This is a genomic window from Streptomyces sp. NPDC001513 (genome assembly GCF_042894695.1).
Taxonomy (GTDB): domain Bacteria; phylum Actinomycetota; class Actinomycetes; order Streptomycetales; family Streptomycetaceae; genus Streptomyces.
On record NZ_JBIAVU010000002.1, the window covers coordinates 351,811 to 372,187 of the forward strand.

Here is a 20,377-nt window from a genome sequence, read left to right on the forward strand (position 1 = left end):
TCGGCTTCTTGGGCCGTGTCAGCCGAAGGTGACGTTGAGCAGGACGATGCCCGCCAGCACGGTGGCGCTCGCCGCCAGCCGCACCCGGCCGAGGCGTTCGCGGAAGACGACACTGCCGATGAGGGCGGCGAAGACGATGCTCGTCTCGCGCAGCGCCGACACGCTGGCCAGTGAGCCGTGGGCCTGGGCCCAGACCACCAGCCCGTACGCGGACAGCGACAGCACGCCGCCGATCAGGCCGCGGGCCGCGACCGGCCGCAGCTCGGTCAGCAGGGAGCGCCGGCGGACGGCGAAGGCGATCAGCGGAATGACGGGCGCCTGCAGCAGCAGGGTCCAGGCGACGTACCCGGACACGGTGTCGGAGTGGCGTACGCCGACCCCGTCCAGCAGCGTGTAGCAGGCGATCAGCACACCGGTGCCGACGGCGGCGGCGAGGGCGGGCAGTTGGCTGCGGCCCGGCACTCCGTTCGCCAGGGTGAGGCCGATCAGCCCCGCCGAGATGACGAGTACGCCCGTCAACTCCCCGCCGGGCAGGGCCTGGCCCAGGAGCAGGGTGGCGACCACGGCGACCACCCAGGGCGAGGTACCGCGCGCGATGGGGTACATCTGGCCGAAGTCGCCCAGCTTGTAGGCCTGGAGCAGCATCAGCTGGTAGAGGACCTGGAGTGCGGCCGAGCCCGCGATGAAGGGCCAGGCGGCGGCGGACGGCACCGGGACGAAGCAGGCCGCCACGATCGCGAAGAGCAGGTACGCCAGGTTGATCAGGGCGAAGCCGAGCAGCTTGTCCTTGATCGCGTGCGCCACGGCGTTCCAGCTCGCGTGCATGAGCGCGGCGAAGAGGACGACGACGGGGACGAGCGCCCCGAAGGAGGGCGAGGCCGCGACGGCCAGGGGCGTGAGGGTGTCCATGAACGACTCCAGAGGGCGGACGCGGAGGGCGTGCAGCCGGTCCGAGGGATGTGGGTGAGGGAGGGGGCGGGGCCGCGGGGGCGAGCCACGACGCAGCAGCGCCCAGCCGGTTGCCGGCCGCCGCGTCCGTGAGTCCTTCGCCGAGCAGCCGGAGCAACTCCTGCTGCCGGCGGGTGAGTCCCTGTTCGTCCCGCTCGGGTCCGCGCCGAGCGGGACGGCCGATTCCCGGACCCGGCCGGTCCGGCCCCAGTCCTTCGAGCATCATCGCTACGGGCCCCTCGTCCCTGCCGTACTGCGCATGCGAAGCGGCCGGTGCTTCGCGGCGCTGGGTGGTGCGCGAGGGACGAGGGCGCAGACGGAACCGCTGCCCCGCGCCTGGTGAGGCGCGGGCGGTCCGCCGGTCGGGGTCAACCCGATGATCTTGCCAGCCCGGGCCACCCCGGGTGTGGCCTGGAGACGAATTCCAGGTGACCCGCCCGGATCCGGGACGCGTGCGGGACATCCGGCACCGAGGTGCCGGCGGGGCCGGACTCCTCGACCAGTGCGGCGGCCCGCTGATCGGCACCCGGGACGGCCCGGCACGGTGGGGTGCGGCGGGTTCGCCGGGCACGGCTTCGAGCACGCACCGGCCATCGGTCCCGCCGCGGCCCAACTGGCCCTGGAGGGAGCCACCGAGCTGCCGGTCGGCGCCTTCCCACCGGACCGGTTCGAACGGCCCGGGCGGTCCGGGCGGTCCGAGGGGGGTCCACCCGTAACCGGGAGGACTCCTGTGGGTTAGCAGCGCGGAAGACGAGGGAGTCCGCATGGCACAGCAGCACACGAAGTCCCTGCGGCTGCGCCTCCGGTACCGGTTCGACCATCTGGTGGCAGGAGGCACCGCCGCGCTCATCGGCTGGCTCGCCCTGGCCTGCCTCGCCGTCGTGATCCCGGCGAGCACGGTGCTCGTCTGGGCCGACCGCGGCGCTCCGACGACCCTCTCCGGCCGGCTCACGGCCGTGTGGGTCAGCGTCGGGCAGACCCTCAAGATCGGCGGCGCGGTCGGCTCCCCCGTCTACGTGCTCGCCTCGGTGACGCTCGCCCTGGTCGCGCTGCTGTTCGTGTCGACGCTGGTCAGCCTGATCACCACCGGCATCAACGAACGGATCATGGCGCTGCGCCGCGGGCACTCCACCGTGCTGGAGTCGGGCCACACCGTCGTCCTCGGCTGGTCCGATCAGATCTTCCCGGTGATCGGGGAGCTGGTGGCCGCCAACGCCAACCGGCGCAGGTCGGTCGTCGCCGTGCTGGCCCCGAGGGACAAGGTGGAGATGGAGGACGAGATCTCCACCTCCGTCGCGGGGACCGGCCCGACGAGGATCATCTGCCGCAGCGGCCGCACCACGGATCCCACGGTGCTGGCCCGGGTGAGCCCGCAGACCGCGAAGGCCGTGCTCGTGCTGCCGCCCGCCGGGGAGACGGGCGACGCCCACGTGGTGAAGACCCTGCTCGCCCTCGACGCGGCGGTCCCCGGGCCCGGTGACGCGGTGGTGGTCGCCGCCGTCCGTGACACGCGCAACCACCTCACCGCCCGGCTCGCGGCCGGGCCCGGCGGGCACGTCCTCTGCGTCGACGACATCATCGCGCGGCTCCTCGTACAGACCGCCCGCCAGCCCGGACTCTCCCTCGTCTACCAGGAGTTACTGGACTTCGCGGGCGACGAGTTCTACACCGCTGCCGCCCGGGGGCTCGCCGGACGCACCTTCGGCGAGGCCCTTCTGGCGTTCACCACGTCCTCGGTGGTGGGCCTGCTGCGCGGCGACGGCAGCGTCGTTCTCAACCCGGACCCCGGTACGGCGATCACCGCGGGCGACCGGATCGTCCTCATCTCCGAGGACGACGACACGGCCGTGCCGCTGGACGCGGCCGTCTGGGTCGAGGAGGACGCCATCGTGACGGCCCGCCCGAGGCCCCCGCTGCCCGAACGCCTGCTCCTCCTGGGCTGGAACCGCCGCGCCCCGCTCGTCCTGGAGCAGCTCGACCAGTTCGTGAGCCCCGGAACCACCCTGGACGTGGTGGCACTCGGCGGCGAAACGACCCTGCACACCAGCCCCGAGGCCGCCGCGGTGCGCAGCCGCCTCGAAGTGTCCTTCCACAGCGGGGACATCACCGATCCCCTGGTCCTGGCCAAGCTGGACGTGCCGTCGTACGACAGCGTGATCGTCATCGGCGAGGCGGCGACCGGGACGGAGGCGGGGGCCGCCACCGGCACCGCCGCCGGCACCGGGACGGACGACGGCACCGGGACGGACGACCGCACGCTGGTCACGCTGCTGCACCTGCGCGCGATCGGCGAGGCCGCGCAGCGGGAGCTCTCGCTCACCACCGAGATGTCGGACGACGGCAACCGGCTGCTGGCCCCCGCCCGCGAGGGCGCCGACTTCATCGTCAGCGGCCGGCTCATCAGTCTCCTCATGACCCAGATCTCGGAGAGCCGCCACCTGGCCGACGTGTTCGAGGAACTCTTCAGGGCGGAGGGGAACGAGCTCTACCTGAAGCCGGTCTCCGACTACGTCCGGACGGGCCGCGAGGTGGCGTTCGCCACCCTCGTCGAGTCGGCCCGCCGCCGCGGTGAATGCGCGGTCGGCTACCGCCTGCGCGCACGGGCCGCCACGGGCCCCGACTTCGGAGTGCGGCTCAACCCCGACAAGCGGGAGCGGATCCGCTTCGGCGAGCACGACTGGCTGATCGTGCTCGCCGAAAGCTGAGCGGGGCCGGCGGGGCCGGGGGGCGGGGGCAGGCCCGGTACGGCCGGTCAGGGCGCCGTGTGGACCTCCAGGGCGGTGCGTACCGCGGATTCCAGGGCTCCTTCGATCCACGCCGGCTTGACGGAGGTGTGGCAGCCCGCGAAGTGCAGGTTGCCCTCGGCCTTGCGGACGTGCGGGAAGAGCTCGGTGTGCTGGCCGGGCAGGAGTACGGAGGCCTCGCCGTACGCGTACGGGTCGCGCATCCAGGACTGGGTGCGTCCGACGCCAGTGTAGAACACCTCGATCCGCTGCCCGAAGACCTCCTGGACGCCGGCGAGGGCCCGCGGGTAGCGCTCCGCGTCGTCCAGGGAGTCCCACTTGAGGGCGTCGTCGGACCAGCTGTAGGAGGCGAGCACCACGCCGCCCGGGCTTCCCTCGACGGGGTAGGAGGGCTGGAACATGAACCGGTTGGGGTTGTCGGTGGCCGAGCCGCCGCCGATGACGTGGGCCGCCTCGGGCTGGTCGCGGGAGGTGGCGCGGCAGGCGGCGTAGTGGGCGCGCTGGGCTTCGGAGATGTGGCCCTTGGGTACGGAGGGGTGGGCGCCCAGCAGGATCCCGTCCGCCGGGGTCCGCCCGACCTGGTAGTTCCGGTACAGGCCGGGCTTCACGGCCTCCAGTTCGCGCTTCCAGTCGACCTCGTCGAACTCCCACCAGCGGCGGCTGAACTCCAGCAGCACCTTGGTGGCGGCGTCGTAGTGCAGTTCGGTGATCGCGCGGCGCTTGCCGTAGGAGAGGGCGGGGGCGACCGGGATGTGCCGCAGTCCGGAGAACGGGACGGTGACGATGGCGGTGTCACCGGTGAAGCTCTCGCGCCGGACGGCTCCGGCGCGGCCCTCGGAGACGGTGTCGATGGTGACCTTGCCCTCCCCGTGGGTGATCCGGGTGGCGCGGCGGTCGAGCCGCACGACGTCCTCGACCCGGGCGTAGAGCGCGTCGGCCAAGGTGGCGGTGCCGCCGGGCAGTTCGAAGAAGGCGGTGTCGGGGCTGATCAGCGAGGCCCCGATGAAGCTGTGGATGAAGGCGAGGTGCAGCCGGGAGGTGAGGTTCTCGACGGTGCCGATCAGGTCGATCGTGCGCTCGTCGAGCCCCGCCTCCTCGGTCAGGTAGCGGTACATCGACATGTGGCCGTAGCGCTGGACGACATGGGCCCAGCCCTCGACGAGCGCCTTGTCCTTCTTGCCCTCGATCTCCTTGCGCACGGGGGCGAAGGCATCGCGCACGATCTGCGCGGCGGGCAGGGACTCGTAGGCCGCGGGGACGCCGAAGGAGCGGTTGAGGGCCTGCGGGCTGCGCGCGTAGTCGGCGCGGCGGACCCGGATGCCGTTGACGAAGATCCACGTACGGTGGGCGGGGCGGCCGGAGCCGTCGACGTCGACCAGGTGGAAGCGCCGGCGCTTCAGGCCGAGGCTGTCGATCAGCCCGGTGACCAGCGGGTGGCTGTCGGGGATGCGCATGGCGCCGGCCTCGGCGTACTGCTTGGGGTCGGCGAAGGCGGCGCCGGACTTCTCGTGGCCGCCGGTGCGGAAGGTCTTGATCCGGCCGCCCACCCGGTTGCCGTTGGCCTCGATGACGGTGACCTGGTGGCCGGCCTCGCGCAGCAGGTGGGCGGCGGTGAGCCCGGCCGGCCCGGCGCCCACGATCAGCACCTTCTTGCGGCTGCGGGACCGGGGCAGGCCGGTCTTCAGGAGGACGTCCGCATAGTGGGGCACCAGGGGCTGGTCGTCCTCGTCCCGTACGAGAATCGCCCGGGCGATGGTCAGGCAGGTGTCCCAGTCGGGGCGCGCGGAGCCGGAAGGGGCCTGCGGGGTCCCGGCGTTCGCGGCGGCGACCGACAGCGCGCCGGCGCCCGCGACGGCGACGGCGCCCGCGATGACGGTACGGCGGGAGGGGCGCCGGGCGGAGGCGGGCGCGGGCGCGCTGTCGGTCGCCGCCGCGGCGGGGCCGGGCGTGGGGCCGGGCGTGGGGCCGTCCGCGGGGTCGGGCGTGGGGGAAGAGTCCGTGATCATGGGTCAACTCTCGATGCCCGCCCTCTGCCCGGACGCCGAAAGCGGCCCGGGCGGGAAATGATCACCCGGACGTGCGGGGCGGTCAACCCGGCGCTGACGAACGGGGTTTCGTGCCCGGAACGGCGGCTCGGGGCCGGTCAGCGGATCCCGCGCACCCGCTGGCTCGTGAGCTCGTACCGGGCCCCGACGACGGCGAGCTTCCCGGCCGTGACCCTGGCCGCCAGCTCGGGTTCCGCCCCCAGCCGCGACCGCACCAGACGCACGTTCGCGGTGATCGTCGCGTCGATCCGGGCCGCTCCCCGCAGCGTACGGTCGATCGCGGGGTGTATCTGGTCGACGAGGTACTGCATGTGGCCCGGGAGCGGCGGTCCCCCCTCGTCGGCCCGGACGGCGGCGGCGACGGCCCCGCACGACTGGTGCCCGAGGACGACGATCAGCGGGATGCCGAGCTCCAGGACCCCGAACGCGATGCTTCCGAGCACCGCCTCGTCCAGGACCTCGCCCGCCGACCGCACGGTCAGCAGGTCGCCGAGGCCCTGGTCGAAGACCAGCTCCGGGGGAACGCGGGAATCGACGCAGCCAAGGACGACGGCGAAGGGGTGCTGCCCGGCGACCAGGGTCCGGCGCACCGTCCGCGTCTGGTCGGGATGGCTCTCGTGGTAGGTGCGCCAGCGCGCGTTCCCCGCCACCAGGGCGCCGAGCGCGGTCTCGGGCGAGGTGGGCCGCGACGCCGCCGCTCCCGCGGCGCGGACGACGCTCGGGGTCCCGCGGGAACCGGACCCCAGCCCGGCGCCCACCGCCACCACACCGGTCAGCACCGCCCGTATCACCCGGCGCCTGTCCGGGGCCTCGTGTCGTGGGGACATGCCGGATCCTGTCGTCCGCCGTTCCTGACCCTTCACACGCGGGTCCAGTCTCAGCGCGCCCCCACGGTGCCGCAATCGGGGGCCGGGCTTTCATCCGGGTGGCCCAGTCGTGCGGCTCGGCGCGACGATGCCGCTCTATGACGTGGGTGACCCACCGGTCTCCCGGTCGGCTGTCCCTTCGGCCAGCTTCTTCAACGTCAGGAGCTGCTTGCGCATCATGACGAGATCACCCCACGCCAGCAGCCGTCGGCGCACCCTGCTCCCGATGCCCGCCCCGCTGCCCGCGACGACCTTGACGACCAGTCGGGTACCGCCCTCCTGGGCACGCACGCAATAGCTCACGGCCATCTGGCCGTGGCGAGCGGCGAGGCGCTCGGGGAGCAGACCGGTGATGTGCGCGTCGCTCTCGAAGTCCGTGATCACGAAGACGAGGAACCGCTGTCCGACGGACAGCTCCGGAAGGTCGGGGAGGAGGACGCGGGGACTCTTCCGGCCGCGGAAGTCGATCCAGTCGTAGCTGTACGGGGCGGCGGTCAACTGCCGCACCCACCGGAAGACGAGGCGGGGCGGGGCGGCCACGTCGAGAGCCCGCGACCAGACCTCCGCCGGGGGCCGCACCAGCCTGTCGCAGGGACAGGGAGCTCGCCGCTCCTCAGGGGTGGCGCCCCAGACCCTGCCGGTGAGGTCCATGGACCGATCGTACGTCGGCCCGGAGGCCGACCGGGTCTCCTCGTCCGTGACCCCAGGGTGACGATCGGTGAGCCGTCCTGCGCGGGGTCCGATCGAACTACATGCGACCCGGCCGACGACCGGTGTGCTGGGTGCGTAATCCCTCATCACGCTTCCCGGGAGGAAAGCCATGACCGACACCTTCGCCCGCACGCCGTCCACCGGCGCCGACTCTCTCGACGTCAGCCTGACACCGATGGCGCTGCCCGTCCTCTCCGCCGAGGAACGCGCTTGTTCCTGCATCTACTGTTTCAAGACCAAGGAGACCTTCACCGCGCCGCCCATGCGGTACGTCGACGACGCGGCCGGGTCCGGCCGCTGACCGAAATCCCGGGGCTCAGACCCCCGAATGTGCCACGCGCAGCTGTTGGGCCGGTCCCGTACGGACCGGCCCAACAGCTGCGCACGTCTTGTGAGGCATACGGGACCGGCCCGGTCGACGCCGACCGGGCCGTGCCGTGCCGTGCCGGAGCTTTACTGACGGGCGTCGCCCTTCGTGTCCCGGCGAGTTGAGGCGGGACGGCCCAGGGACACCCGCGAACAGGGCTGGCACAGCAGCGCCGGGCGGGTGGTGACGCCGACGGGGACAGGGGCGAATCCGAGGTGGGAGAGCGTGGTGCGTCGGTTCTCGGCCATGGTTCCTCATTTCGATTGCGGGGTGGGCGGCACGGTCACCGGTTCCTGCCTTGGCCATGCGCTCTTGCTGTCAGGCTAGGGACGGCTTCACGGGGCTGGTGTCCTCCCATCGGCGGAGAGCCGGGGTGACCGTGCCGACGGCTACGCCCGCTCCGGCTGCAGGAGCACCTTCGAGAGGACCAGCCCGGCGGGGAGCACCGCGATCGTGGCCGCGTGCACCCGATGCCGGCGCACGGACAGCAGCTCCACGAGGTGCTCGAGGTGCGCCGAGGAAGTGGACGGGGCCCGGTCTCGTCCGAGGGGTACCAGCGGAGGTCCACCCGCCCCGTGCGGCGGCAGGACCGCTCCGGTCACGGCAGCCAGGGCCGTGCCCAGGGCGTCCGCCGTCTCGGGGCCCTCGGCGTACGGGGCGGGCCCGGCGGGATGCCACCCCGTGCCCGCCGCCCCGGGCAGGCTGCGCTCCAGCAGTCGGCGGCAGGCCCGCCGCACGGCGACGGTCTCCGACAGCGACGTCCCCAGCCCGACGTGTCCGTCGCCCGCCCGACCCGTGAAGGCGTGGGCCAGGTACACCGGCACCAGCTCGTCGTCGTCGAGGGCTAGGATCCGGATGCCCGCGCCGATCCGGCGCTCGGTGCTGCGCACCGTGTCGGCGAGCGCGCCCGGCAGCGTGGTCCGGTCCAGCACGGGGGTGTCCGGGTGCGCACGGCCCCCGGGTTTGGCCCGCGCGGCGAACCCGGCGGCGGTGAACCGCTGCACGGCCTCCAGCAGCGCGTGCAGGGTCGCGTCGGCGGGCGTGCAGCCGAGCCCGGTCCCGGAGATGGCGCCGACGGCCGCGGCCGGCGCGAGCCGGCCGGTCGCCAGGTCGACGTACCGGGCGCGGTGGCGCCGTACGGTCGCGTACTGCTCCAGTGCCTCCAGCAGCGCGCCCGCGCGGGCCGCGAACGCGTCGCCCGCACCCGTGCCCCGTGCCACCACGGTGCCGTCCCGCAGGCGCAGGGTGCAGCCGTGGACGGTGGGGTCGCCGCCGAAGGACACCATGTCCCGGTGGAGTCCGAGGACACGGATGGCGCGTTCGGCGCGGGACGCGGCCTCCACGAGGACCACGGAGCGCTCCCCGTCGTCGGAAGGGAGCCGGCGGCGGGGTGGCCGGAGCGCGGGCGCCCGGCGTACGGCGTCCTCCGTTCGGACCACCGGCCGACGAATCACGGCCCGGCACCGGTTCCGGGCCGGCCGCCCCGTGGCGGGAGGTCAGCCCCGCATCGACCGCACGAGGCTCCTGGGCCGCATGTCCGTCCACTGCGCGTCGATGTGGTCGAGGCACTCCTGCCGCCCGGCGCGCTCCAGTGCGACGCTCCAGCCGGCGGGTACGTCCTTCCAATGCGGCCACAGGGAGTGCTGTCCCTCGTCGTTGACGAGCACGGTGTAGTCGGCGTCTTCGGTCTCGAAGGGGTTGTTCATGGCGGTGTCACCTTTCGCGGTCGGTGGGGTGGGTGGCGGTGCGCAGGGCATCGGCCACGAGTGGCCCGGTGGTGTCGATCCAGCCGGGTGAGAACAGTTCCTGGTGGCCGCAGGGCACCCGGGCCACCGTGCAGGTGCCGTCGACGTACGGGTGCCACGCCTCGGGGAGCCGGCTCCACGCTCCGTCGTGGCCGGCCGAGATCACGAACAGGTCGCCCGGGTGGCGCTGCGGCCGGTGCCGGTGGGCCACCCGGACGTGCTGTTCGAAGCAGCGTCCCAGCGAGGTGCACAGGTCCCGGTCGGCGCCGGACGGGGGGACCTGCTCGCGGACGGCGTCGGCGAAGGCCTCCGGGCCGAGCGGTTCCGTGGGCAGGCCGGCGTCCGGGGTTGCGCCGAGGAGGTCGAAGAGGGCCGCCAGGCCTTCGTCCTCGGAAGGCTCCGGGCCGGGTCCGGGTTCCTCGGGGAATGCCTCGGCCGGGTAGCCGTCGACGGTGCAGAGGAACGCGACCGCTTCGCCGGCGTCGTGCAGTGCGGCGGCGACGGCGTGCGCGAGCAGGCCGCCGAACGACCAGCCCAGCAGGTGGTAGGGGCCGTGGGGCTGCACGCCGCGCAGGTGCGCGACGTACAGGCGGGCCAGTTCCGTCACGCTCCCGGGGTCGAAGGCCGGTTCCGTCAGACCGGGTGTCTGGATGCCGTACACCGGCCGGTCGGGGTCGATGTACGGGAGCAGTGACGCGTAGCACCAGCTCAGGCCGGTCCCCGGGTGGATGCAGAACAGCGGGGGCAGGGTGCCTTCCCGGCGCAGCGGCAGGAGGACTTCGGTGGCGTGGGTGGTGGCGGGGTGGTGGAGGTGGGGGGCGAGGGTGGCGATGGTGGGGTGCTGGAAGAGGGCGGCGAGGGGGACTTCCGTGTGGAGCGTGGTGCGGATGCGGCTGATGAGGCGGGTGGCGAGCAGGGAGTGTCCGCCGAGTTCGAAGAAGTTGTCGTCGACCGTGACATGGGGAACCCCGAGGACCTCGCGGTAGAGGTCCGCCAGCACACGCTCCTGGGGTGTGCGCGGCGGCCGGCCGTTCGGGTCGGCGACGGGCGCGGGCGGCGCCGGCAGGGCCTTGCGGTCGAGCTTTCCGTGCGGGGTCAGCGGCAGGGCGTCGAGGACGACGAAATGGCTCGGCACCATGTGCCCGGGCAGCCGCTCCTCCAGCCAGCGCCGCAGCCCGGCCGGATCCGTGCCACCGGCTGCGCCTCGGGTGGTGACGGTGTAGGCGGTGAGGTGGGTGTCGCCTTCGGGCGTGGTGTGGGGCAGGACGGCGGCCTGGAGGACGTCGGGGTGCCGGAGCAGGGTGTGCTCGATCTCCCCGGGCTCGATGCGGAACCCGCGGATCTTGACCTGGTGGTCACCACGGCCCTGATGGTGCAGCGTGCCGTCCGGACGGCGGACCGCGAGGTCGCCCGTACGGTACATACGACTGCCCGCCGGGCCGAACGGATCGGCCACGAACCGCTCCGCCGTCCGCGCCGGCTCACCGTGATACCCGCGCGCCAGACCGGCGCCGGCCAGATACACCTCGCCGACCGTACCCGGCGGCACCGCGCACAACGCCTCGTCCAGTACGTACACCCGTACGTTGGCCAGGGCGTCGCCCAGCGGGATGTCCTCGGGGCGGCGCGCGACCGCGATCGGGACCTCGCAGGCCGTCACCACATGTGTCTCGGTGGGGCCGTAGTGGTTGTACAGGCGGCGTGAGGGCTCCTCTTCGAGGAAGCGGAGGAGCGCGGGTCCCGGCACCAGGGCTTCTCCGGCCTGGACGATCCTGCGCAGGGCCGGCAGGCGCAGCCCCTCACGTCCGGCGGCCTCGGCAACCATGTCGATCACGAGGTTGGGTGCGAAGAGTTCGCTCACCTGCTCCTCGTCGAGCCATCGTGCGAACGCCTGCGGGTCCCGGCGCGTCTCCTCGTCCGGGATGGCCAGGGCCTTGCCCGCGGTGAGTGCGGAGAGGATCTCCTGCACCGACACGTCGAAGCTCAGCGAGGTGAACAGCGCCACCACGGGCGGCCTCCGATCGGCACTCTCCTCTTTTTCTTCCGCTTCCTCTCTTTCTTTCGCTTCCTCCTCGGCGTGCCACAGGAGCAGGTTGCGCAGCCCCTCGGCCTCCATGGCGACGCCTTTGGGGGTGCCGGTGGTGCCGGAGGTGTGGATGAGGTAGGCGGGATGGTGCGGACGGAGGGCTGTGGTGCGGTCACGGTCGGTGGGATCGGCCGCCGACCGCCCCGCGCACGGGAACATGTCGAGGAGGAGACGGGGAGTACCCGTGCGGGGCAGCCGGCCGGCCTGTCCGCGCGTGGTCAGAAGCAGCACCGGACGGGTCGACTCCAGAATGCCGGCGGTCCGCTGCGCCGGGTGGGCCGTGTCCAGCGGCAGGTAGGCCGCACCCGTCTTCAGGACGGCGAGCAGCGCCGTGACCGTCATCGCGGAACGCGGAACGGCGAGCGCCACCACATCCTCGGGACCGACCCCGTACTCCGCGATCAGAAGGTGCGCGAGCCGGTTCGCCCGCCCGTTCAACTCGGCGTAGTCGAGCACACCAGCACCATCCGAAACAGCCGGCGCATGAGGCGTACGCACCACCTGCCCCTCGAACAGACCCGGCAGGGTTCCGGCGGGCCGCGTGCGGTCCGTGCGGTTCGGCAGGTCCAGGACCTGGCGTCGCTCGTCCCGCGTCAGCAGGTCGACCTCGCCGATCCGCAGACCGGGTCGGTCGGCGACGGCCTCCAGCATCCGCACCAGGCGCGACAGGAGTGCCGTCACGGAAGGTGCGTCGAACCGGTCGGCGTTGTACTCGGCATAGCCCCGCAGCCCGGCCGGCGTCCCGTCCGCGCCGTCGACCTCGCTGAGGCTGAGTACGAGGTCGAGCTTGGCCGTGCCGGTGTCCACCATCGCCGTCTCCGCACTCACCCCGGGCAGGGACAGTTCGGCGGTCGGCTCGTTCTGGAGCGCCAGCATCACCTGGAACAGGGGTTGGCGGCTCGTGGACCGGCTCGGGTTGAGCGCTTCCACGATCTCCTCGAACGGCAGGTCCTGGTGCGCCCAGGCTCCGAGGTCGGCGGCACGCACTCGGTCGAGCAGCTGCCGGAAGGTGGGGTTGCCCGCGGTGTCGGTGCGCAGGACGAGCGTGTTGACGAAGAACCCGACCTGTTGGTCGAGGGCTTCGTCGGTCCGGCCGGCCACCGGACTGCCGAGCGGGATGTCGTCGCCCGCTCCGAGCCGGGTCAGCAGCGCGGCCAGGGCGGCCTGCAACACCATGAACAGGGTCGTACCCGTCATGGTCGCGAGCCCGGTCAGCTTCTCCAGCAGGTCTGCGGGGAGGGACACGCCCAGCTGGGCGCCGCGGCCGGAGGGGGTGGCGGGCCGCGGCCGGTCCGCGGGCAGCGTGATCTCCTCGGGCAGCCCGGCCAGTTGGTCCGTCCAGTAGGCGAGCTGGCGTGCGTGCGGGCTGGTGGGGTCGTCGGCGCTGCCCAGGAACCGCTGCTGCCACACGGTGTAGTCGGCGTACTGCACCCGCAGCGGCGCCCATTGCGGTGCCGAGCCCGTGATTCGTTTCGCGTAGGCGTGGCTCAGGTCCCGCATCAGCGGGGCGAGGGACCATCCGTCCGCCGCGATGTGGTGCAGGCACAGCAGCAGGGTGTGCTCCTCGGAGCCGAGGGCGAACAGGACGGCCCGCAACGGGAGTCCGCTCACGAGGTCGAAGCCGCGGGCGGCCTCCTCGCCGATCCGCCGCTGGAGGTCCGCGGCGTCGACCTGCTCGACGGTGAGCAGCGTGCGCCCCGCGCCGGGGCCGCGCACCGACTGCCGGGGGACGCCCGATTCCTCGGGGAAGACCGTGCGCAGGCTCTCGTGCCGGTCGATCACGTCCGCGAAGGCCTCGGCGAGCGCCCGGCGGTCGAGCGGGCCCTTGAGTGGGAAGGCCAGGGGCTCGTTGTACGTGGGGCGTGACGGGTCCAGGCTGTTCAGGAACCACATGCGGCGCTGCGCCGGGGAGAGGTCGAGTACGTCGGGGCGCCTAACGGGGTCCAGGGCCTGCCGCGTGGTGGCGGGGTGGTCGAGGTGGGGGGTGAGGGTGGCGATGGTGGGGTGCTGGAAGAGGGCGGCGAGGGGGACTTCCGTGTGGAGCGTGGTGCGGATGCGGCTGATGAGGCGGGTGGCGAGCAGGGAGTGTCCGCCGAGTTCGAAGAAGTTGTCGTCGACCGTGACGTGCGGAACCCCGAGGACCTCTCGGTAGAGGTCCGCCAGCACACGCTCCTGGGGTGTGCGCGGCGGCCGGCCGTTCGGGTCGGCGACGGGCGCGGGCGGCGCCGGCAGGGCCTTGCGGTCGAGCTTCCCGTGCGGGGTCAGCGGCAGCGCGTCGAGGACGACGAAACCGCTCGGCACCATGTGCCCCGGCAGCCGCTCCCCCAGCCAGCGCCGCAGCCCGGCGGTGAACTCGCCGTCGTGGAGCACCGCCGACGGGCATGTGGCGCGATCGGCGGGCGACTCGTCGCCGGGACCCGGGCCGGTGTACATGCCGGTGAGCACCGCATCCGCCTCCGAGGCCGGGAGGAACAGCGCGTCCAGCCGGCCCCCGGCTCCGGGCGACGGGGCGACCGCCACCGTCAGGCCGTGGCGCTCGCCCCGCGCGCACAGATCCTCCGGGTCCACGCCGGCGGCACCGCCCGCTGCGGCGCGGGCCTCGGCCGGCGAGGCACCGGCGAGCACCGCGGCGGCCGCGGCGAGCTGCGGGGCCACCCGGGCGTCGGGAACGCCGACCAGCCGTACGGGAGCCGTGCCGGTTCCGGCGAGACGGGCCGACAGCGTGTCCAGGGACGTGACGTCCCGTCCCCAGACCAGTCGGGCGGCCTCACGGACATCGGTCACGGCGGCGGGCCCCCGGCGGACCACGACGTCGTACCGGTACCGGGTGAGCTCGTTGTGGAACACGCCGCGCTTCACGCGCAGGTCGACTCCGGCGGCGTCGGGAAGGGACTCGGCCAGCCCGGTGAACAGCGCGGGGTCCACCAGGAGTTCCTCCTCCCGGTCCATGTCCCGAGCGACGGCCGCGGCCAGGGTCGCGCCGTCGGCGGGTATGTCGGCGCGTGTGCCGTCGCGGTCCAGCGCCACCGCCGTGCGGAAGGCGCGCAGGAGCCGCCGGTCGCGCACATCGCCGACGAACAGCGACCCGCCCGGGGCGAGGAGGCGGAACGCCCTGGTCAGTACGTCGACCAGGTACGCGCCGCTGGGGAAGTACTGCACCACCGAGTTGAGGATCACGGTGTCGAACCCGCCCTCGGGCAGTCCGTCCAGCGCCTCCGCCGGCCGGCATTCCGCGCGCACCCGTCCGGCGAGTGCGGGGTCCGCCGCGATGTGCTCCCGGAGGGACCCGACCGCTTCGGGGGACAGGTCCGTGGCCACGTAGGACTCACACCCGGGGGCTATGCGGGCCAGCAGGAGACCGCTGCCCGCCCCGATCTCCAGGACGCGGCGCGGGGACAGCGACAGGATCCTCTCCACGGTGCGGTCCCGCCACTCCCGCATCTCCTCCCCCGGGATGGGAGCGCCGTCCTCACTGCGGTTCCACCCGGAGAAGTTCTCCCCGAACTCCGTGTCCCGGGAGGCCGCGTACACGTCGTCGTAGAGCTCCTGCCATCCGCGCAGCAGCGAGTCGTCGCCCCGCTGCTCCCGGGTGTCCCGGCGGGTGGTGACGGTGTAGGCGGTGAGGTGGGTGTCGCCTTCGGGCGTGGTGTGGGGCAGGACGGCGGCCTGGAGGACGTCGGGGTGCCGGAGCAGGGTGTGCTCGATCTCCCCGGGCTCGATGCGGAACCCGCGGATCTTGACCTGGTGGTCACCACGGCCCTGATGGTGCAGCGTGCCGTCCCGGCGGCGGACCGCGAGGTCGCCCGTACGGTACATACGACTGCCCGCCGGGCCGAACGGATCGGCCACGAACCGCTCCGCCGTCCGCGCCGGCTCACCGTGATACCCGCGCGCCAGACCGGCGCCGGCCAGGTACACCTCGCCGACCGTACCCGGCGGCACCGCGCACAACGCCTCGTCCAGTACGTACACCTCCGTGTCCCGCACCGCCGTGCCGATGGGAGGCGCCCCACGACCCGTGAGCGGGCCGCTCGCCGTCGCGCACGCCGTCGACTCCGTCGGGCCGTACGCGTTGATCATGCGCCGCCCCGCCGACCACAGCCGGGCGAGCTCGGCCGGGCACGCCTCACCGCCCACCACCAGGGTCCGGAATTCCGGCAGCTCCCGGTACGGAACGGTGGCCAGCGTCGCGGGCGGAATCAGCGCGTGGCTGATGCGGCACTCCGCCAGGGCGCGGGCCAGTTCCTCACCCGCGAGGGGACCGGGCGGCGGCAGGACGAGCGTCCCGCCGGAGGCGAACGCCATCAGCAGTTCCATCACCGCGGCGTCGAAGCTCATCGATGCCAGCTGGAGCACCCGGCTCGTCCCGTCGAGGGCGAAACGCTCGATCTGCGTCGCGGCCAGGGCGGCCAGGCCCGTGTGCGTCACGACGACGCCTTTGGGGGTGCCGGTGGTGCCGGAGGTGTGGATGAGGTAGGCGGGATGGTGCGGACGGAGAGGTGCGGTGCGGTCACGGTCGGTGGGATCGGTCACCGGCCGCCCCGCGCACGGGAACATGTCGAGGAGGAGACGGGGAGTACCCGTGCGGGGCAGCCGGCCGGCCTGTCCGCGCGTGGTCAGAAGCAGCACCGGACGGGTCGACTCCAGAATGCCCGCGGTCCGCTGCACCGGGTGGGCCGTGTCCAGCGGCAGGTAGGCCGCACCCGTCTTCAGGACGGCGAGCAGCGCCGTGACCGTCATCGCGGAACGCGGAACGGCGAGCGCCACCACATCCTCGGGACCGACCCCGTACTCCGCGATCAGAAGGTGCGCGAGCCGGTTCGCCCGCTCGTTCAACTCGGCGTAGCCGAGCACACCAGCACCATCCGAAACAGCCGGCGCATGAGGCGTACGCACCACCTGCCCCTCGAACAGACCCGGGAAGGTGGTGTCGGACAGGGTGGGCGGAACCAAGGCGAGCGGACTCATTGCTGGTGACTCCCGCGATCGGCGGACAGGGCGGTCACGTGCGGGCCGCGCAGGGTGCGCGCGGGGCGGCACGCTGCACACCCGCCCGGTGACCCGGCCACGCTACGAATCCGCGACGGCCCGGCACCCCATCCATCCGGACGAGCGGCAGGAGGAGGCTCCGCAGGCGCCGCGCACCGTGTCGTTCGGGCGGCGGAACGTCATCGCCGGGGCCGCCATCCCCCGCATCGTCCGTACGGTCGAGGACGGGCGGGCGCCACTCGGACAGTCTCGATACCGAGACGAACAACACACGTCATCGAGGAAGGGAGCGGACCGTGATCCGCGCCGAGCGTTCAGTGACCTACCGGATCAGCCACATCGCCGACCGATACGAGGTCTCCACGGCCGAGGGACGCCTACTCGGGGAGTACCTGTCGCTGGACTCTGCCGAGTGGGCGGTCCGCCACCACCTCGTCCCGGTCCCGACGGAGGATGCACGACGGTCTGTGCCCGGGGAATGAGCCCGCGGCATGAGCGATCGGCAGCGCCCGAGCCCCCGCGAACGTCCGCGCACCGAACGCCGGTCGAGGTGTTGACGGGCCGACGCCGCGGGGAATGAATGGGGGCGGGGGCCATCCGTCGTACGGGGCCCCTACGCCGCCCATCGAGGAGGAGCCATGTCCGTTTTGGCCCCGCCGCCGCTGACGACGACGGCGACAGGCGCCTGACCGTGAGTCAGGCCATCAGCCGTGGCTGGAGTGACCGTGCCCGGAGGGCGTGTGGCCCGAGGGGGTGTGGCCGGAGGGCGTGTGCCCGGAGTGCCCGTGCCCGGAGGGGATGTGGGTGGAGGGGGTGCTGATCGGAGCGCCCGGAGGGACGATGTCCAGCACGGCCATCATGCCCATGTTCTCGTGGTTCAGGATGTGGCAGTGGAGGACCGTCCTCCCGGTGAAGTCGAGGAACTTCGTGCGGACCACGACCGAGCCCCTGACCGGCACGGTCACCGTGTCGTACCAGCCGTTGGCCGGGTTGACCGGAGTTCCGTTGATGCTCATGAGCTGGAACTGGTTGGTGTGGACGTGGAAGGAATGCTGTTCGTCGGTGTTGTTCTGCACGGTCCATTCCTCGACCGTGTTGAGGCGTGAGGTGAAGTCGATCCGGTTCGGGTCGAACATCTTCCCGTTGATGAAGAACTCGGTTCCCGCGGCGTTCTCGGTGTACGCGATCGTCTTGCGGTCGGCGATCTTGGCGTGGGACAGGTCCTCGTACGGGCCGAAGGTGGAGGGAATGGCCGCCGGCTTCACGGGCTTCCCCTTGGTCACCACGGTGGCGAGGTTCGCCTGCGGGAACTGGTTGCCGGCCGATCCCGTGTTGTAGGGCAGCGTCTCCAGCTGGGCGACTCCGGGGCGCCCGGCCTGGACCAGGACGTCGTACCGGGCTCCCGCCGCGATGACCAGGCTGTCCGCCGAGTACACCTTGTGCACCGGGTGACCGTCCTGGGCGATCACGTGGAACCGGAAGCCCGCGAGGTGGAGCTTGTAGTAGATGTTGGCGCCGATGTTGGCCAGGCGCCACAGCTGTGTCTCACCCGGACGGATCGCGATGAAGGGATTCTGCTGGCCGTTGACGGTCCTGTTGGTGGCCGCCCCGATGCTCAGCGGCGACGTCTTGATCGCATCTCCGTCGACCTGATCGTCCTTCAGCGCGACGACGTGCTCGGTGATGTCCTTCAGGTCGGGCGGCAGGTACTCCCGCAGGTCGTCGACGATGATGATGCCGGACTCACCGCCCGCGACCTGGCCCGCCGACAGCCCGTGGGCGTGGGAGTGGTACCAGTACGTTCCCGGCCGCTGGCTGCGGGGCAGCGTGTAGGTGTAGTCGTAGGTCTCGCCGTACTTGATGGCGATGAAGATGTCATCGGCGGGAGGCCGCGGTGACACGTGGAGTCCGTGGAGGTGGAGATTGGTGTCCTCGTCCACGTTGTTTCTCATCTTGAGCTGAATGACGTCGCCCGGGCGCACCCGCAGCGTGGGGGGCATGTACCGCCCGTTGTACGTCAGCGCGTACAGCATCTGGTTGCCCACCTGCACGAGCTTGCGCTCCACGGTGATCGTCGCCTGGAGGACGCCGTACCGGCTCACGTACTCGGGCGGATCCTCCAGACGGGGCCCCGGATTTCCGATGGGGTTCCGGTCCGCCCGCACCCCGGTCTCGATGCGTGACGCGTCGGCAGGGTGCGCCTGAGCGGTGGTGAAGGCAGCGATGAGGGCCACCGTCCCCCAGAGCACTTTCAGTCGGGGCCGCATGTGTGGTCATACCTCCACGGTTTCACGGTTGTCACACGTTCCACGGCTCAGGTATCACCTCGGCGGAACACGGTCGCGGACAAAAGCCGGTGACCGCGAGAACTTCGCCCGCACAGCCCCTCGGGATCACGCACAGGTCATCACTACGGCGGTACGGGCGACAGCACCCCGCCCGGCCGGTGCGGCTCGGCGGTGATCCTCACCCCCGAACAGCCCTGGGCGGCGGCGCGTCCCGCCATCGGTCGGGGTTCCGCGGAGGCCGGTGCGCTTCACTCGGTCCGGGTCACCACCGAGCAGTGCGGAAACGAGGAAGGGACGGCCATGGAGACGATGCTGGCCGGAAGGCTCACCACCGGAGGGGGCGGCTTCGCCGTCGAGGAAGTGCCCGTCCCCGAGCCCGGACCGGGCCAGGTCCTGATCCGGGTACGAGCGGCCGGTGTCTGCCTGTCGGACGTCCACCTCATCCAGGGCATGCTCGCGCCACAGCCCCTGACGGGAAACAAGGTGACGCTCGGTCACGAGACCGCGGGCGAGGTCACAGCCCTCGGCGACGGTGTCACCGGTCTCGCCGTGGGCGACCCCGTCGTCCTCCAGGCGGGCGAGCTCCGCGACGGAACCCCCTGCACCCGCGGGGTGAACATCGACGGCGGCTGGGCCGAGTACACCGTGGCCGCAGCCGATGCGGTGGTCCCCCTCCCGCCCGGGATCCCCTTCGAGCAGGCCTGTGTCATCCCCGACGCGGTCTCCACCCCCTGGGCGGCGATCACCTCCGCGGCGAACGTACGGCCCGCGGAGGCCGTCGCGGTGTGGGGCGTCGGCGGCCTCGGCGCGCACGCCGTCCAGCTGCTCCGCATGGTGGGGGCCTGCCCGGTCATCGCCGTGGACCCGCTGGCCGCCGCCCGCGAGCGCGCTCTGCGGCTCGGCGCCGACGCCGCCCTGGACCCGGCCGACCCGGAATTCGGCGCCCTGCTGCGCGCCGCCGCCGGGGCCGGGGGTGTCGCCGCGGCCTTCGACTTCGCCGGGGTGCCCGCCGCGCGGGACCAGGCGCTGGAGGCTCTCGCCGAGTACGGCCGACTGGTCCTGGTCGGCCTCACCGACCAGCCCTTCACCGTCCGGAACAACCTCTGGTTCTGCCGCTTCCGGCAGCAGGTCCTCGGCCACTACGGCTCCCGGCCCGAGGACCTCGTCGAGCTGGTCCGCCTGGTGGGCATGCGCCGTCTGGACCTCTCCGGCTCGATCAGCGGAACCTACCCCCTGGCCGACGCCGCGCAGGCCGTGAATGCCCTGGAGCGCAAGGAAGGCAACCCGATCCGGCTGATCCTCACCCCCTGACGGCCCCGCGCCGGCCCGGGCGCCACCGCGCACGCAGTGACCGGGGCCTCCTCCTGCCGGTGATCCGGAAGGAGGAGGCCCCGGCCCGTTGCGGATGCGCAGCACGGTCGGATCAACAGGTGGTCAACGGGCTCAGCCCTTGCGACGAAGCGTCGGCCGGGACTCCACGGCGTCGGAGTTGCGGTTGCACTGGCAGTAGGGACACGCACGCCTGTCCCGCGGGGGAAGCCCGGACAGCGCGACGGGGGGGTCATGACCTGCCTCCTTGGAGAGAGAA

The 20,377-nt window shown here is 72.6% G+C and carries 13 protein-coding genes; 4 read left to right on the forward strand and 9 right to left on the reverse strand.

Features of this window, described 5'->3' with window-relative positions; genetic code table 11:
- Window positions 1-18 precede the first annotated feature (18 nt).
- Window positions 19-909, reverse strand: a complete 891-nt coding sequence (locus ACFYZ4_RS05215) for an EamA family transporter (RefSeq protein ID WP_390783105.1) — start codon at window positions 907-909, stop codon at window positions 19-21.
- Between the two features lie 803 nt (window positions 910-1,712).
- Here ACFYZ4_RS05215 and ACFYZ4_RS05220 point away from each other — a divergent pair.
- Window positions 1,713-3,653: an NAD-binding lipoprotein gene (locus ACFYZ4_RS05220; protein ID WP_390783106.1), complete on the forward strand. Its 1,941-nt coding sequence runs from the start codon at window positions 1,713-1,715 to the stop codon at window positions 3,651-3,653.
- 47 nt (window positions 3,654-3,700) lie between these two features.
- Here ACFYZ4_RS05220 and ACFYZ4_RS05225 read toward each other — a convergent pair whose 3' ends face one another.
- From ACFYZ4_RS05225 to ACFYZ4_RS05235, 3 genes are all read right to left on the reverse strand, one after another.
- The gene (locus ACFYZ4_RS05225; protein ID WP_390783107.1) at window positions 3,701-5,698 is read right to left on the reverse strand and encodes a flavin monoamine oxidase family protein; all 1,998 of its coding nucleotides are present in this window, start codon (window positions 5,696-5,698) and stop codon (window positions 3,701-3,703) included.
- Window positions 5,699-5,835: 137 nt separating this feature from the next.
- Window positions 5,836-6,564: a carbonic anhydrase gene (locus tag ACFYZ4_RS05230; protein WP_351288379.1), complete on the reverse strand. Its 729-nt coding sequence runs from the start codon at window positions 6,562-6,564 to the stop codon at window positions 5,836-5,838.
- A 135-nt stretch (window positions 6,565-6,699) separates the two neighbouring features.
- Window positions 6,700-7,254 (reverse strand): hypothetical protein, encoded by a 555-nt coding sequence (locus tag ACFYZ4_RS05235; RefSeq protein WP_351288377.1) that lies wholly within the window; start codon window positions 7,252-7,254, stop codon window positions 6,700-6,702.
- 169 nt (window positions 7,255-7,423) lie between these two features.
- Here ACFYZ4_RS05235 and ACFYZ4_RS05240 point away from each other — a divergent pair, with 169 nt between their 5' ends.
- On the forward strand, window positions 7,424-7,615 hold the full coding sequence (locus ACFYZ4_RS05240) for a hypothetical protein (RefSeq protein ID WP_390783108.1): 192 nt from the start codon (window positions 7,424-7,426) through the stop codon (window positions 7,613-7,615).
- A 152-nt stretch (window positions 7,616-7,767) separates the two neighbouring features.
- Here ACFYZ4_RS05240 and ACFYZ4_RS05245 read toward each other — a convergent pair whose 3' ends face one another.
- From ACFYZ4_RS05245 to ACFYZ4_RS05260, 4 genes are all read right to left on the reverse strand, one after another.
- On the reverse strand, window positions 7,768-7,929 hold the full coding sequence (locus tag ACFYZ4_RS05245) for a hypothetical protein (protein ID WP_351288371.1): 162 nt from the start codon (window positions 7,927-7,929) through the stop codon (window positions 7,768-7,770).
- 141 nt (window positions 7,930-8,070) lie between these two features.
- On the reverse strand, window positions 8,071-9,033 hold the full coding sequence (locus tag ACFYZ4_RS05250; RefSeq protein ID WP_390783109.1) for a YcaO-like family protein: 963 nt from the start codon (window positions 9,031-9,033) through the stop codon (window positions 8,071-8,073).
- Between the two features lie 144 nt (window positions 9,034-9,177).
- On the reverse strand, window positions 9,178-9,387 hold the full coding sequence (locus ACFYZ4_RS05255) for an MbtH family protein (protein ID WP_351288366.1): 210 nt from the start codon (window positions 9,385-9,387) through the stop codon (window positions 9,178-9,180).
- Window positions 9,388-9,394: 7 nt separating this feature from the next.
- Complete coding sequence (locus ACFYZ4_RS05260) at window positions 9,395-16,480, reverse strand: amino acid adenylation domain-containing protein (protein WP_390783110.1); 7,086 nt, start codon at window positions 16,478-16,480, stop codon at window positions 9,395-9,397.
- 317 nt (window positions 16,481-16,797) lie between these two features.
- Between ACFYZ4_RS05260 and ACFYZ4_RS05265 the strand changes: the two genes are divergently transcribed.
- Window positions 16,798-16,983: a hypothetical protein gene (locus ACFYZ4_RS05265; RefSeq protein ID WP_351288360.1), complete on the forward strand. Its 186-nt coding sequence runs from the start codon at window positions 16,798-16,800 to the stop codon at window positions 16,981-16,983.
- Between the two features lie 222 nt (window positions 16,984-17,205).
- Here the strand turns inward: ACFYZ4_RS05265 and ACFYZ4_RS05270 are convergent, their stop codons facing one another.
- Complete coding sequence (locus tag ACFYZ4_RS05270) at window positions 17,206-18,768, reverse strand: multicopper oxidase family protein (RefSeq protein ID WP_351288357.1); 1,563 nt, start codon at window positions 18,766-18,768, stop codon at window positions 17,206-17,208.
- 321 nt (window positions 18,769-19,089) lie between these two features.
- On the opposite strand from ACFYZ4_RS05270, the gene ACFYZ4_RS05275 reads away from it, so the two are divergent.
- Complete coding sequence (locus ACFYZ4_RS05275; RefSeq protein WP_351288354.1) at window positions 19,090-20,100, forward strand: zinc-binding dehydrogenase; 1,011 nt, start codon at window positions 19,090-19,092, stop codon at window positions 20,098-20,100.
- The last annotated feature ends 277 nt before the right edge of the window (window positions 20,101-20,377 follow it).

Excerpts from the sequence above, each read along its gene's own strand:
- ACFYZ4_RS05215 (WP_390783105.1), bottom strand. The coding sequence starts at position 909 with ATGGACACCCTCACGCCCCTGGCCGTCGCGGCCTCGCCCTCCTTCGGG.
- ACFYZ4_RS05220 (WP_390783106.1), top strand. The coding sequence starts at position 1,713 with ATGGCACAGCAGCACACGAAGTCCCTGCGGCTGCGCCTCCGGTACCGG.
- ACFYZ4_RS05225 (WP_390783107.1), bottom strand. The coding sequence starts at position 5,698 with ATGATCACGGACTCTTCCCCCACGCCCGACCCCGCGGACGGCCCCACG.
- ACFYZ4_RS05230 (WP_351288379.1), bottom strand. The coding sequence starts at position 6,564 with ATGTCCCCACGACACGAGGCCCCGGACAGGCGCCGGGTGATACGGGCG.
- ACFYZ4_RS05235 (WP_351288377.1), bottom strand. The coding sequence starts at position 7,254 with ATGGACCTCACCGGCAGGGTCTGGGGCGCCACCCCTGAGGAGCGGCGA.
- ACFYZ4_RS05240 (WP_390783108.1), top strand. The coding sequence starts at position 7,424 with ATGACCGACACCTTCGCCCGCACGCCGTCCACCGGCGCCGACTCTCTC.
- ACFYZ4_RS05245 (WP_351288371.1), bottom strand. The coding sequence starts at position 7,929 with ATGGCCGAGAACCGACGCACCACGCTCTCCCACCTCGGATTCGCCCCT.
- ACFYZ4_RS05255 (WP_351288366.1), bottom strand. The coding sequence starts at position 9,387 with ATGAACAACCCCTTCGAGACCGAAGACGCCGACTACACCGTGCTCGTC.
- ACFYZ4_RS05260 (WP_390783110.1), bottom strand. The coding sequence starts at position 16,480 with ATGAGTCCGCTCGCCTTGGTTCCGCCCACCCTGTCCGACACCACCTTC.
- ACFYZ4_RS05270 (WP_351288357.1), bottom strand. The coding sequence starts at position 18,768 with ATGCGGCCCCGACTGAAAGTGCTCTGGGGGACGGTGGCCCTCATCGCT.
- ACFYZ4_RS05275 (WP_351288354.1), top strand. The coding sequence starts at position 19,090 with ATGGAGACGATGCTGGCCGGAAGGCTCACCACCGGAGGGGGCGGCTTC.